This is a genomic window from Photobacterium sp. MCCC 1A19761 (assembly GCF_037389125.1).
Taxonomy (GTDB): Bacteria; Pseudomonadota; Gammaproteobacteria; order Enterobacterales; family Vibrionaceae; genus Photobacterium.
On record NZ_JAZGTF010000010.1, the window covers coordinates 178,033 to 190,501 of the forward strand.

The window sequence follows — 12,469 nt, forward strand, 5'->3', positions numbered from 1 at the left end:
ATTTCCTTATTCTTTACACATTTCATCCCTAATTCCTCCTCAATATCTTCTTACGATCATCATCATTCTCAAATGGCTACTCATGCGGCGGCCATGGATTGATGTTTCTTCAACGTAAGGATGAACATGAGCAAGTATATTGCGCTAGTTGTATCACTTTTCAGTATCTACTTGTCTGTGATCGCTTCAGAGCTCTGGTTAATCAGCTTTTCCGTTCTGGGCTACTTCCTGGTCATTATTGCGTTTATTGTGGATGCAACAACCAGCCCGCACATTGCGGTCGTGCAATCCGTACGTTACGAAAGCACGTTGCCGACTGATCCGCAGAGTCATCACTCAACCGACATGCTCGCGCCCTGAGCATAACGCACGGCTAATCACAGGAATGAATGATGTTGAAATATATCGCTTTGTCGCTGTCACTAATTTGCTTGTTGTCTTCTTTGTTTCTGGGCGAAATGGTGATTTCGCTGCTGTTTCTGGCGGGCTTTGTCGCCTTGCTGTACGCGGTGATCCGGGATGTGTGGGGAGCATTGCGCCGTAAGCGCCAGGTGTACTTCATTTACTACTGATCGGCGTGAGTCCGTATGACCCGGTGACGGAATCATCATTTATTAACCTATTCATCAAGTTAATAATGACGCCGACAAACCAAAACAGTATCTTATTCATCCTTGTAACAAATGTGGCCCGAAAACGCTTGGATACGGGTCTTTAGAATAGTGACAAACAGAATATGGGAAAAATGATACGGATGTTGACCGGGAGCGTCCGAAGCTACATCCGGTTAAAAGCCATCATCATGATTGTGGTGACGACCCTGATTGGCTCTGTCACCATGGTGGCGCTAACCAAGATCTCCATGGATAACGGGCTGATGCGCTACGTGAACAGCACGGAGCAACAACGGGTAGAAAAACTGATCGAGTTACTGGAGCAGGACTTACCCGGCTACCTGGAACGCAGAGCGAGCCCGCATCACTGGTGGCCGGCCATGGTGAATGGCACCAAGCAGGAAGATGAAGAGCCGCAATGGCAGCCGACACCTTTGTCGGAATATTCCAAAGAATTTGATGTTGAGCTTTTACCGGATCCGCCGGGTGGTGTGATCCGAGGTGATCGCCGACCACCGCCACCCATGATGGCGGGATCTGAAATGGCCGGGGAAGGACCCGCGGGGCTTCCACGACCACGGTTGGGGGATGTCGTTCCGAGTGATTTTGAGCTGCGGGTATTTCTGCTGGATGCGGAAAAGAAAAGAATTATTGGCCCGCTGCAGCATGAAGATCAGATCCTGCATCCTTTACATCATAACGGGGACATTCTGGGTTATCTGGGGTATATCCAGCCCGAGACCCTGGCCGAGGCGACAGAAGCGCAATTTGTCGATGAATTCAATGCCAGCCTGATTTGGATTTGGGCAGTGTCTTGCGGCCTGACGTTGGCAGTTGCACTCCCTTGGGCCCATTCGCTAATCAAAACAATTGAAGTGTTTAACAATGGGGTCCGGCAATTGGCACTGGGAACTTACGGCACTCGGGTGAAAATTCAGCGCGAAGATGAGTTGGGTCAACTGGCCAGCGATATTAACCATTTGGCTGCGGTCTTGGAGCAAAATGAGCGGGCGAGGCAACAGTGGATTGCGGATATTTCCCATGAGTTAAGAAACCCGCTGGCCATCATGCAGGCAGAGGTTGAAGCGGTCCAGGATGGTGTCCGTCAAAACGGCGAGTCAACCATGAAGTCGATTCACCATAACGTGACTCACCTGTCGCACCTGGTGAATGATCTGTATGAGCTGTCGCTCAGTGATATCGGTGCGCTCAGCTACGATAAGTATCCTGCATCGCCGATCGCACTGATGGAGCAATGTGTCGATTTGTACCGGGATGCCTTTGATGAAAAAGGGCTGTCGTTATCCATTCGCTACATCGGTGAGCGCGACATCATGGCGGGGCTGACCATGGAGCTGGATCAGATCCGGGTTCAGCAACTGTTTTCGAATGTATTAAAAAATTCGCTGAAATATACCGACGCCGGCGGGAAGCTTGAAGTGGTGTGCCAGCACCTGCATAACCGATTACACATCGCGTTTAATGACTCTGCGCCGGGATTGTCAGACGGTGACTTGGCGCAGATGTTCGAACGGCTGTTCCGTGCCGATCCGGCCCGGCAACGCAGCAAGTCTGGTGGGGCAGGGTTGGGCCTGTCTATTTGCCGGAGTATTGCCGAAGCCCACGGCATGCGGTTATCCGCGCAACATTCAGATCTTGGTGGCGTGAGCATACAAATCGGTATTACCCTGGAGCAGTAATGGAACATATTTTAGTTGTGGAAGATGAGGTGCAGCTGGCTGCGCTGACAGAAGACTACCTCAAAGCGGCGGGCTACCAGACCAGTGCGCTGCATGAAGGCACTCAGGTCGTAGCATGGGTCAAGGCCAATCAGCCGGATCTCATCTTGCTTGATTGCATGTTGCCGGGGAAAGATGGGATTTCGATTTGCCGGGAACTGCGCACCTTTACGCAGGTGCCGATTTTGATGGTAACGGCTAAAGTCGATGAAATTGATCGCCTGATCGGCCTGGAAATCGGGGCAGATGATTATATCTGTAAGCCGTGCAGCTTGCGTGAGGTCGTGGCGCGGGTGAAGTCTGTGCTCAGACGCTATGCACTGGTGCCGCAGCATTTAACTCCGGAGCGTGAGCAGGAAACACAAGCTCAGGCGTTGCAATTGGACAAAGCGAAGTTCAAAGCCACCCTGAACGGCCTGGATCTGGATCTCACTGCGGTGGAATTTGCCATGCTGGATATTCTGGCTTCGTCACCGGGCCGGGTTTATTCGCGCAGCCAACTGATGGAAGCCATTTACCGGGACAACCGGATTGTCAGCGAACGGACCATAGACAGCCATATCAAAAAACTGCGCAAGAAGTTTACCGAAGTTCAGCCGGACTACGAACTGATCCATTCGGTATATGGCGCCGGATATAAACTCGAATTTGCCTAAGAAAACCCTGAAGAAAACAGAGAATCAAAAACAACGCAGGCAGCCTCGGCTGCCTGTTCGCGCTATGCGGGAACGTAAGTGGGCCGGGCAATCTTTCTCAGGCTCAGCAGAAGCCAGATGGTGAGCAGGCTGCTGCAAACGGGGAGGGCGACCCAGACACCTTCGGTCCCGGCGAGTGCGGCAAAACTGAAGATCAACAGACTGATCAAGACCAACTTCCCGCCGGTCAGCAGCGATGCTTCCTTCGGACGGTTAATCGACTGGAAGTAGGTGGCACCCACCAGTAACAACCCTTCCATCGGCAGTCCCCAGAAGTAGAGCTGCATTCCCTGAATGGCATCCGGCAAGATACTGGTCTGCGTGCCGGCAAACAGATAGACAAAATAGTGCGGGACACTGTAAATCACAGCCACGCCACAGAGCGCAACCAGTAAAGTGACGGCAAACGCCAGATTCCGGGTTTGAATCACCCGGGCCGTCTGCCCGGCGCCGGTGTTAAAGCTGGTGATCGGTTGGATACCTAGGGCGATCCCTTCAAAGATCAGATAGAAAAATGCCTCGGTGTAGCTGACCACCCCATAGGCGGCGACATCCATCGCATCCCCGACCCAAAGAAACGCCTTGTTGTGCAGGGTCAGCACCACGGACAGGTAGAGATACATCAGCAGGCTGGAAAAGCCCAGTCGGCTGATCTCCCAGGTGCTGTGCCAGGTTAATCGCAGCGTGGCTTTGCGGATCCGGAGCGTGGCTTTGGGGCTGAAAAAATGTTGCAGGCAGAGTAAAGCGGTCACCGCCTGCGACAACATGGTCGCGATGGCGGCACCGGTCAGCCCCCAGGGGATCACCACGATAAATACCCAGTCGAGGACAACATTCAGGATCCCGCCGAAAATCATGATCAACGTGACCCGGTTCGGTTGCCCGTCGTTACGAAGCAGGGCCGAAAATGCCATCGCTAAAATCGGAAACAGCCCCAGGGCGAAATACCAGAACAGGTAATCGGAGGCCATCTCGAGAATTTCACCTTCTGCACCGAGCCAGCGCAGCAGGTGATCGCCACTGGCGATCCCCAGGGCGCAGACGATGATCGCGGCAAGGCCGCACAGCAATAAGGTTTGACCGGCAATTTGTTCGGCGCTGCGTGTTTTGCCTTCACCGAGCCGGATAGAAACCAGCGCGGAGGCGCCCATCCCGATCATGGCTCCCACGGCATACAGAATGGAGCCAATCGGATAGCCCAGCATGATCCCCGCCAGTCCCTGCTCGCCGATAAAATGGCCGACAAACATGCCGTCGACCGTGACATAAATCCCGGTGACCAGCATTGCGGCAATGGTCGGCACGGTGTAGCGAATGAACAGCTTGAGAATGCTGTCATCGCGCAGGGCGAGGTGAGACGGGGTTGTTGTCATGAGAGTGGATACAAGGCTGTCAGTAACAGATAGCGGTGAACCGTTTTACTGCCGCTATGGCGTTTGAGCGGATGGTGGATTTGACGCTCACCGTCGGGGAGTGTCAGGCGTTGGGTCAGAGTCTGCGGCAGGCTGTGTTCGCACCCAAGCAGGCGAATGCCATCCGCCAGATAATCTTCTGTATTTTCGGGGAGCTGCCCCAACCACCAGGCGGGTATCTCTTTGCTGGCCTTGCTGCGATCGAACCAGTGATCGGCGACCAGAATCAGGTAGTGCGGATGCGCGTGTGGTTGATTCAGGTAAGTTGCCTTCACCGTTTCGACGGCGGTAATGAGTGATTCCCGTCGCGCCAGGTTGGCACTGACCAGCCGGTGCGCAATAACCCAAAGCGTAAAGTGGGGGGCATCGAGGCGAAATACCGGTTGGTCCGCTGTGTTTTGGTGTGCGACCACCTGAACTTGCGCCGGAATGTCAGCCTGATTCAAGGTGGATACAATGCGGCGGCACAATGCTTTACCGAGATGGTCTCCACGCATTCCCCGGTTATGCACCGTCGGATAATGCTGCTCACAGAGCTGCAAGCAGTCAGCTTTAAACTGCTGAATACTGGCGGAGAGAAGATCATTGATCAAGAAAGCTAAACCTCATCAAACCCGGCCGCCCGTCAAAAAGAGTGTTTGATGATAAGTGATGCAGGCAGCCCGGAAACTCGCGAAGTCTTCATCCTATCAGATAATGTGCGCGGGCCAGATGATTTTTCTGGGGTTTCGTGAGCGAAAATGCAACCTGGCACCCAATTTGCGTATCCAGGTTGCCCGGAGGGTTCAGCTGCGTTCTGTTGACGTGGGCCGTATCGGAAGTCCCGGAAGCCAGCGGCGCAGGGTTTTATGGCGAAAGCTGAGCAAAATCAGGGCTGTGGCGATATAGAGTGCGGGCTCAATGATGCCGGATTTGACTGACCAGTAATAATGGATTGGCGCCAGCAGGATGACGAGGTAAACCCAATTGTGAAGCTTTTGCCAGCGCGGCCCCAGCCGACGCTGCATTCCCTGTGTTGAGGTGATGGCAAGCGCCAGCAAGATCAGCCAGCAGATTGCCCCGAGGGTGAGGTAAGGCCGGGTGATGATTTCGCTGACCAGCAGCGAACTATCGAAACCGAGATCCAGTGCCAGATACACGACCAGATGCAAGACGGCCCAGAAAAAGCTGTACAGCCCCAGCACCCGACGCACTTTCATCAGGGCGCCTTGCCGGAACTTCCGGGCAATCGGAGAAACCAGTAAGGTCAGGATCAGCGTATTGAGGGCCGCTTTCCCGGTAAAATGGCTCAGGCCTTCCGTTGGATCAGCCCCGAAGCCTTCTGTCAGGGTCCGGGTGATCAGCACGGCGACAAACGCCAGTGAAATCAGGTGAATGATCACTTTCAACCCGGTGATATGTGATGCCGTGAGCTTCATTAAAACTGCTTCCTTAAGTCCATGCCCTGATACAAACGCGCGACCTGGTCTGCATAGCCGTTAAACATCAGGGTCGGCTGGCGACGGCTGCTGAACAGGTTGCCTTCCCCGATGAATCGCTCACTGGCCTGGCTCCAGCGGGGGTGATCGACCGTCGGGTTCACATTGGCATAAAAGCCGTATTCATGGGGTGCCAGCAAGTTCCAGGTGGTGGGTGGCTGGCGGTCGGTGAGTTGGATCCGCACAATCGATTTGATGCTCTTGAAGCCGTATTTCCAGGGAACGACCAGGCGAATCGGGGCACCGTTTTGCGGCGCGAGGGTTTTTCCGTACAGGCCGACGGCTATGAGTGTCAGCGGATGCATGGCTTCGTCCAGGCGCAGCCCTTCCACATAGGGATAATCGATACCGCCGCCCAGGCGTCTTGAGGCTTGTCCCGGCATTTGTTTCGGATCGTATAAGGTCTGAAATGCCACATATTTCGCATTGCCCATTGGGTTGGCTAAACGCAGCAGGCTGGCCAGGGGAAATCCGATCCAGGGAACATTCATCGACCAGGCTTCGACACAGCGCAGGCGGTAGATCCGCTCTTCTAGCGGGAACTTACTGAAAATATCTTCGTATCCCAGGGTGAGAGGCTTGTGCACCAGCCCGCTCACCTCAATCGTCCACGGATTAGTCTGGAAGTTGCCTGAACGGGCAGCCGGATCGGATTTGTCGGTTCCGAATTCATAAAAATTATTGTATTTGAGGATCTTCTCTTCAGGCGTCAGCGAGAGCGAACGATTTGAATAAGTGGAGCTTCGGGTTGCCAGTGACCGGCGTTTGTCGGGTGCTGGCTTGGATTCAGAGCCCAGCAGGCTGTCAAATAACCCGGCATCAGCGTGGCTGGCCAGCGGGATCCCGACCAGGGTAATGCCCAGCTTTTTCAGAATTTCTCGCCGTTGGCGGTAAATGGGCTCAGGGGTGACATCACTTTCTTTCAGGGACCAGCTTGGGGATTTCTTGAGATACATAATCGTCCTTTGACCTGTACACGTCATGCAAATAGTTGATGTAGAAGTAGACCCGGTCACACACATATAAATTTCATGATATTGCCCTTTGAAATTTTGTTGAAAGAGGTTATGTTGCGCCGCGTTACTGAGAATCACAGCTTCAGGGAAAAAGGATGTACAGACGCGCATTATTATTGGCGATCACTTTAACCGTACCGCAGCAGGTTTTCGCAGCCAAATCACCGTTGACGGCTGGCGTTTATGTGGGGAATCCGTCGTCCGGGCTGACGGCGAAATACCGGCAGGATGCGCAGTTTTCGTTGGGATTAGATACATTCAGTGTCACAGCCGATGCGCTGTGGAATGTTGCCGATCTCAGCAGCGGGGCACTCTATTCCCCGTTCCACCTGATCACCGGGGTGCAATGGGTCGATGATGAACAATATCAACTGGGTGTCCGTGCCGGGTTGGGAATGGAAATACCTTTCGACAGTTTTGATATTTATGCCGAAGGGGTCATGGCACAATATTTCCATGAGGAAACCGACTCTCAGTTTGAAGGGGCGATCGGAATCCGTTTTCCGCTGTAATCATGGCATCGCGACGCGCTTAATCGAAACTGCTTGATCGAAATACGTCATTTCTCTAAACACGCCCACTTCTTAAAACAGGGTTGCCGGAGCGTATCACCGGCAACCTGATTGAATTCTGAATATGACCGACCTCTACGCTTATCACGCCAACCTGGAATTGCAGCATATTTACCTGGAAACGTCCGCAGAACGGTTTCAGTATCTTGAGCTGTATCTGGAAGGCTATTACTGCTATCGGCATCAATGTGTGACTCGTCAGGGCAAGCCGGACTGGACGCAAATTTTCACTCAAGCAAAGCGATCCACTGCGGCAAGCCAGGTCGCCGATCGCAAGCAGTTGGTGCGGTTGTTCCGTCTGCCGTTGTCTGTATTGACCGGCAAACTGAAAACTTTGGTACGGGATGAAGAACTGACCCTGGATCGCCTTGAACAATGCCTGGATGAACATCTGGATTATGTGATCCTGACGCGCCAGGAATGGCAGCAGTTAAAAACGGCCGGGTTCGAGAATCGGATGCCGGTGGACTATTACCGACCGGACTCGGCATCCTACCAGCAAGTGATGTCCCGTTTTCAGACCTTAGGGATCGCGTTCCCGGTTTAAACCGGTAAATGACCGGTTTTCATCAGCATCAGGCATCCGCTCGTCGTGACCGGCTGGTGCTGGCTACCTGCGGGATTGCGGATCCAGGCGCCCGGGCCGTATTCCCCTTGTTCGTCATGGTAATCGCCGGACAGGATAAACACTTCTTCCCCGCCGTCATGGCGGTGGCTGTGCAAACTCGCGTTGCGCTCCCAGCGAACCAGGTAGGTTTGCTCATTGCCGAAACCGTGCAATGGCATCGTGTATACCTGAGCGTCAATGCCGGGTTGCCAGCTGGCATTGTGGGTGTCGAGCCGGAAAACATCATGGTCAGCGCTCGGGAACATGTTGAGCTTCACATACAGCAGGCAGCCGCTGTCGCTGCGGGGAGCGTGACAGGAGCCCGGCGGATTCCGAATATAGGTGCCTGCCGGATAGCTGCCGTACTCATCCTGAAAGACACCTTCAAGAACGAAAATCTCCTCGCCCTTCGGATGATAGTGCGCTGCGAAATGGGTCTTCGGCTCATAGCGGACCAGGCTTGTCACCTGCCCGGATTCTGCGGCTTCCCGTTCGAGCGGGATCCGCCACACGCCGGGTGCCGGGGAGGCCAGCCATTCCTGCGCCTGGGTATCAATTATGACACGTTGGTGTCGGTCCATGTTGAGGGGGGATAACGGATTCATGGGGGGCTCTTTATCCGATGTTCTCCTTATTGAGTTTATACCCAATCGGCCGGGAGGCACGATGCTCATGAGAGAAGGAGGTATGTATTTTACATCGGGTGGTCGGCCAGATTCAGAGGATGAATTTTCAATCAAGTCGAATGGCGTTGCAGCGGTTTCAAGCGTTTCGGTCACATGTTTTGACCGGGCGATGACGAAGCGCGGTGCGGCGCTTGGTAGGATCACGGAAATGAAGAAGAGCCGGCTCAGACCGGTGTGCTGTGTCTTAATGTTGAGAAGTCGTTGGTACAAGCTCAACATCATGATTCTTTCGGCCATACTTATCTGTATCTTTGATGGAGGGTTTTCGTGTTTCGTTCGTTATTTTTTTCCCTGATCTGCTTATGCTCCGTGACGGCGCAAGCCATAGAATATCAACGCCCTGCCGCTGACAGTAAGCTGGTGGGGGTGATGGAATACTATCAGGTGAATGAAGGCGAGAGTCTGGCCGATATCGCCAACAAATTCGATGTCGGCTTTCTGGCGCTGATGGAAGCAAACCAGGGCGTGGATCCGTTTTTGCCGACACCGGGGACTTTACTGACGGTGCCGACCCAGTTGATTTTGCCGGATGTGAAACGCGAAGGGATTGTCATTAACCTGGCGGAACTGCGCCTGTATTACTTCCCGAACGATGACCCGGATCGGATGTATGTATTCCCGATCGGGATCGGCCGGGTCGGACGGGAAACCCCGGAGATGACCACCTCGGTCAGCCAGAAAATCGTGGATCCGACCTGGACCCCAACAGCCAATATCCGACGTGAATACCGTGAAAAACGCGGTATCGAACTGCCTGCCGTGGTTCCGGCCGGACCTGAAAACCCATTGGGCGAGTACGCGATGAGACTGGCGCATGGCGGCGGCCAGTATCTGATCCACGGGACCAATAAGGACTTTGGTATTGGCATGCGGGTCAGCTCCGGTTGTATCCGGATGAATCCTTGGGATATCGAGTGGCTGTTCCCCCAAATAGCGAAAGGCACTCGGGTCAAAGTGATTAACCAGCCCCTGAAACAAACCGTAGAGCCGGACGGTTCGGTCTATGTTGAGGTGCACCAGCCGTTGTCGCGTTCAGAATCTCAGGTGGGTGAGCATAAACCGGTGTCTGCGACCAAAACGCTGAAGGCCGCCGTGCAACACGATGTAGACGCGGAAACACGCCTGAGCAGTGCATTGGTGATGCAAACCGGCATCCCGCAAGCCTTGATCCGGGAAGCGGCCCTGTAATTGCCTGCTCATCCTTGAATTCAGTCTTCAATTCAGTTTTGGGCTCAGTTCAGTATATTGACCAGTCCGACTTGATTGGTGTTCGGTAAAGCTTCACCCGATCTTTTTATTTTAACGGACCCGCGAGAGCGCCATGCTCTCGCTACCGTTCATCCTTGGGTGTTTCCATAACCACCAGCGTGGAGATGGCATTCACCTGAGGGATCTCCCCCAGCACATCTGAGTGAAATCGCTTATAGGTACTTAAATCTGCGGTTTCAACGCGCAGTAAGTACTCGCTGTTTCCCGTAATGTTATGGCATTCCGTGACTTCCTTCGCCGTTTGCAGTCGCTGCTCGAAATCGAGCTGTGAGCGTTTGCCATGGCTCGAGAGACCGATGGTGACATAGGCGATAAAGCCAATGCCCATTTTCCCCGGGTCCAGTACGGCCCGGTAGCCTTTGATGATCCCACTGCGCTCCAGCTCCTGCACACGTCGCAGGGTCGCGGAGGGCGAAAGCCCGATGCGGTCGGCCAGCTCCACATTGGATAATCTGCCGTTTGATTTCAGCTCGCGCAATATTCTTTCGTCAAATCTGTCCATGTTGATTATATCTTGCGAAGTTATAGAGATTAGCACACAGATAGACACAAAATTGCGACTACCTCTCGTTAATATATACCGAAACAACCTCAGGCGGCGATGGCCGGTGAGATGAGTTGGGTATACAGGAAATGTCATCAATAAGGAATCAATATGGATTATCAGCACCTTCTGGCTTTGACGAGCTTCGCGTTTGTCTCGACGGTCTCTCCGGGACCCAACAACATTATGTTGATGGCCTCCGGGGCCAATGTCGGTTTTATCCGCACCATTCCCCACATGCTGGGCATTGTGATGGGGTTCAGCCTGATGGTGATTTTGGTCGGGGTCGGACTGATGGGGATCTTTGCGGCTTATCCCGTCGTGCATCACGTTCTGCAAGGGGGCTGCCTTCTTTATCTGTTTTATCTGGCTTTCAAAATCGCCCGAAGCCATCCGGGCGGACAACGTGAGTTGGATTATCGCCCGCTGAGCTTTTTGGCGGCAGCTAACTTTCAGTGGATTAACCCGAAAGCCTGGTCGATGGCCCTGACCGCGGTGAGTGTTTATAACATTTCAGCCAATTGGCAAGGTGTGGTGCTGGTCTCGGCGGTGTTTGCGGTCATTAATCTGCCGTCAGTCAGTATCTGGACGGTGGCAGGAAAGCAGTTGCAGCATCTGTTGAACAACGCGGACCGGATGAAATGGTTTAACTATATGATGGCGACTTTGCTGGTGGCTTCAACCTTGCCGATGATGGATTTTTAACCTGACCGCCAGTTTTGCCTACTTTGGTCGGACAGAAAAATCCTGAAGGTAATGCACTTTGGTAAAATTTCTGTCAGTTTTCTTGAGGATGTCGTCCTTGCAGTTGGGAGACTGCGCATCAGGGGATATGCTTAAATAAATGATAAATGAATGAGTATTTTTAATGCGCAAAATTCTTCTGGCTTCTCTGGTGGGTGTGGCACTGGTGGGGTGTAACTCGAGCGATTCTGGCAGCAGTCAAACTGGGACAATGAACCTGGCTTTTTCCGATGCACCGGTTGATAACCTGGCCAAGGTGTGTGTGGCGTTTGATGAAATCAAAGTTCACCATGCCAATGGCAACGAATCCAGTTGGGGAACCACCTCTTTTGCTTCGGACCAGAGCTCACCGGAGTGTATTCCGGCAGGTTTGTCCATTCCGGTCGATACGGACGGTCATCCGGCGTTTATGGTGATCAACCTGATGGCTTATCAGGGTGCGAAGGCTCTACAGGTACTGAGCGATGAGCAATTGACGGCTGGTCAGTATACGCAATTGCGTCTGTCGGTCCTTGAGAAAGGCAGTTATACCAACGGCACGCCATACTCGCATGTTGTCACGGATACCAATGCTGTTGAGGGCATTCGGGTGCCGAGTGGCGAGCTGAAACTGGATGGTTTCAATGTGGAATCGAATGCGACCCAAGCCTACACACTGGAATTTGATTTGCGTAAAAGCATGGTCAGCAATGCCAATGGTTATCAGCTCAAGCCACGCGGTGTCAGATTGGTCAATAATGATGCAGTCGCCACCATTTCAGGCCAAGTTGCAATGGCAAGCCCAGCCTGTGGCGGAAACATCGATGACGCGTATGTCTATGTTTATCAAGCGCCGACGGGCGGCGTCTATGGCGATCTCGGGTCTGCGACTGAGCCGTATGCATCAGCAGGGGTTGACTCTGAGACGCGTGCGTTTGAGATCGGTTATCTGCCGCTGGGTAGCTATGATGTCACTTTGGTGTGTAATGGGTCTGAAGACGATCCGGAGCTGGGCGGTGATTCGCTGACGTTCGACAGCCAGGTGTTTGCCGATGAAGTGCTGACCGCTTCCGGGGCAACTTATACGTTCTAATGCGCTAATTTTACGCGTATT

At 53.3% G+C, this 12,469-nt stretch carries 15 protein-coding genes; 9 read left to right on the forward strand and 6 right to left on the reverse strand.

Translation table 11 applies throughout. From position 1 onward, the window contains the following. Positions 1-126: 126 nt before the first annotated feature. The 4 genes from VV869_RS12480 to VV869_RS12495 all read left to right on the forward strand — a co-directional run bounded on the left by VV869_RS12480 (position 127) and on the right by VV869_RS12495 (position 3,009). Positions 127-360, forward strand: coding sequence for a hypothetical protein (locus VV869_RS12480; RefSeq protein WP_337735234.1), 234 nt, complete (start codon positions 127-129; stop codon positions 358-360). 29 nt (positions 361-389) lie between these two features. Further along, entirely contained in the window at positions 390-572 is a 183-nt protein-coding gene (locus VV869_RS12485; protein WP_337735235.1) for a hypothetical protein, read from the forward strand. 164 nt (positions 573-736) lie between these two features. Further along, complete coding sequence (locus tag VV869_RS12490; RefSeq protein ID WP_337735236.1) at positions 737-2,314, forward strand: ATP-binding protein; 1,578 nt, start codon at positions 737-739, stop codon at positions 2,312-2,314. Then, the gene (locus VV869_RS12495; protein WP_337735237.1) at positions 2,314-3,009 is read left to right on the forward strand and encodes a response regulator; all 696 of its coding nucleotides are present in this window, start codon (positions 2,314-2,316) and stop codon (positions 3,007-3,009) included. The genes VV869_RS12490 and VV869_RS12495 overlap by 1 nt, the downstream gene beginning before the upstream one ends. Positions 3,010-3,071: 62 nt before the next feature. On the opposite strand, the gene VV869_RS12500 is transcribed toward VV869_RS12495, so the two are convergent. The 4 genes from VV869_RS12500 to msrP all read right to left on the reverse strand — a co-directional run bounded on the left by VV869_RS12500 (position 3,072) and on the right by msrP (position 6,894). Continuing rightward, positions 3,072-4,421 carry an MATE family efflux transporter gene (locus VV869_RS12500; RefSeq protein WP_337735238.1) on the reverse strand — a complete coding sequence of 450 codons (1,350 nt, stop codon included), beginning with the start codon at positions 4,419-4,421 and terminating at the stop codon, positions 3,072-3,074. After that, positions 4,418-5,053 carry a hypothetical protein gene (locus VV869_RS12505; protein ID WP_337735239.1) on the reverse strand — a complete coding sequence of 212 codons (636 nt, stop codon included), beginning with the start codon at positions 5,051-5,053 and terminating at the stop codon, positions 4,418-4,420. The genes VV869_RS12500 and VV869_RS12505 overlap by 4 nt, the downstream gene beginning before the upstream one ends. Positions 5,054-5,245: 192 nt before the next feature. After that, positions 5,246-5,878 (reverse strand): protein-methionine-sulfoxide reductase heme-binding subunit MsrQ, encoded by a 633-nt coding sequence (msrQ, locus tag VV869_RS12510; RefSeq protein WP_337735240.1) that lies wholly within the window; start codon positions 5,876-5,878, stop codon positions 5,246-5,248. Continuing rightward, a complete protein-coding gene (msrP, locus tag VV869_RS12515) occupies positions 5,878-6,894 on the reverse strand; it encodes a protein-methionine-sulfoxide reductase catalytic subunit MsrP (RefSeq protein WP_337735241.1) in 1,017 nt (338 codons plus the stop codon). The genes msrQ and msrP overlap by 1 nt, the downstream gene beginning before the upstream one ends. Positions 6,895-7,049: 155 nt before the next feature. Here msrP and VV869_RS12520 point away from each other — a divergent pair, with 155 nt between their 5' ends. Both VV869_RS12520 and VV869_RS12525 read left to right on the forward strand, forming a co-directional pair. Further along, entirely contained in the window at positions 7,050-7,466 is a 417-nt protein-coding gene (locus tag VV869_RS12520) for a hypothetical protein (protein WP_337735242.1), read from the forward strand. Between the two features lie 124 nt (positions 7,467-7,590). Continuing rightward, positions 7,591-8,073 carry a hypothetical protein gene (locus VV869_RS12525; protein ID WP_337735243.1) on the forward strand — a complete coding sequence of 161 codons (483 nt, stop codon included), beginning with the start codon at positions 7,591-7,593 and terminating at the stop codon, positions 8,071-8,073. Here the strand turns inward: VV869_RS12525 and VV869_RS12530 are convergent. After that, positions 8,070-8,738, reverse strand: a complete 669-nt coding sequence (locus VV869_RS12530) for a cupin domain-containing protein (RefSeq protein WP_337735244.1) — start codon at positions 8,736-8,738, stop codon at positions 8,070-8,072. The two genes, VV869_RS12525 and VV869_RS12530, sit on opposite strands and share 4 nt — an antisense overlap. Before the next feature lie 348 nt (positions 8,739-9,086). On the opposite strand from VV869_RS12530, the gene VV869_RS12535 reads away from it, so the two are divergent. Further along, complete coding sequence (locus VV869_RS12535) at positions 9,087-10,007, forward strand: L,D-transpeptidase family protein (RefSeq protein WP_337735245.1); 921 nt, start codon at positions 9,087-9,089, stop codon at positions 10,005-10,007. A gap of 142 nt (positions 10,008-10,149) precedes the next feature. On the opposite strand, the gene VV869_RS12540 is transcribed toward VV869_RS12535, so the two are convergent. Next, the gene (locus VV869_RS12540) at positions 10,150-10,590 is read right to left on the reverse strand and encodes an Lrp/AsnC family transcriptional regulator (protein ID WP_337735246.1); all 441 of its coding nucleotides are present in this window, start codon (positions 10,588-10,590) and stop codon (positions 10,150-10,152) included. Between the two features lie 153 nt (positions 10,591-10,743). Here VV869_RS12540 and VV869_RS12545 point away from each other — a divergent pair, with 153 nt between their 5' ends. Further along, a complete protein-coding gene (locus tag VV869_RS12545) occupies positions 10,744-11,337 on the forward strand; it encodes a LysE family translocator (protein ID WP_337735247.1) in 594 nt (197 codons plus the stop codon). A gap of 163 nt (positions 11,338-11,500) precedes the next feature. Continuing rightward, a complete protein-coding gene (locus tag VV869_RS12550) occupies positions 11,501-12,448 on the forward strand; it encodes a DUF4382 domain-containing protein (protein ID WP_337735248.1) in 948 nt (315 codons plus the stop codon). The last annotated feature ends 21 nt before the right edge of the window (positions 12,449-12,469 follow it).

Coding starts and splice junctions, on each gene's coding strand:
- msrQ (WP_337735240.1), bottom strand. CDS start 5,878: ATGAAGCTCACGGCATCACATATCACCGGGTTGAAAGTGATCATTCAC.
- VV869_RS12540 (WP_337735246.1), bottom strand. CDS start 10,590: ATGGACAGATTTGACGAAAGAATATTGCGCGAGCTGAAATCAAACGGC.
- VV869_RS12495 (WP_337735237.1), top strand. CDS start 2,314: ATGGAACATATTTTAGTTGTGGAAGATGAGGTGCAGCTGGCTGCGCTG.
- msrP (WP_337735241.1), bottom strand. CDS start 6,894: ATGTATCTCAAGAAATCCCCAAGCTGGTCCCTGAAAGAAAGTGATGTC.
- VV869_RS12525 (WP_337735243.1), top strand. CDS start 7,591: ATGACCGACCTCTACGCTTATCACGCCAACCTGGAATTGCAGCATATT.
- VV869_RS12550 (WP_337735248.1), top strand. CDS start 11,501: ATGCGCAAAATTCTTCTGGCTTCTCTGGTGGGTGTGGCACTGGTGGGG.
- VV869_RS12530 (WP_337735244.1), bottom strand. CDS start 8,738: ATGAATCCGTTATCCCCCCTCAACATGGACCGACACCAACGTGTCATA.
- VV869_RS12480 (WP_337735234.1), top strand. CDS start 127: ATGAGCAAGTATATTGCGCTAGTTGTATCACTTTTCAGTATCTACTTG.
- VV869_RS12500 (WP_337735238.1), bottom strand. CDS start 4,421: ATGACAACAACCCCGTCTCACCTCGCCCTGCGCGATGACAGCATTCTC.
- VV869_RS12490 (WP_337735236.1), top strand. CDS start 737: ATGGGAAAAATGATACGGATGTTGACCGGGAGCGTCCGAAGCTACATC.
- VV869_RS12485 (WP_337735235.1), top strand. CDS start 390: ATGATGTTGAAATATATCGCTTTGTCGCTGTCACTAATTTGCTTGTTG.
- VV869_RS12520 (WP_337735242.1), top strand. CDS start 7,050: ATGTACAGACGCGCATTATTATTGGCGATCACTTTAACCGTACCGCAG.
- VV869_RS12545 (WP_337735247.1), top strand. CDS start 10,744: ATGGATTATCAGCACCTTCTGGCTTTGACGAGCTTCGCGTTTGTCTCG.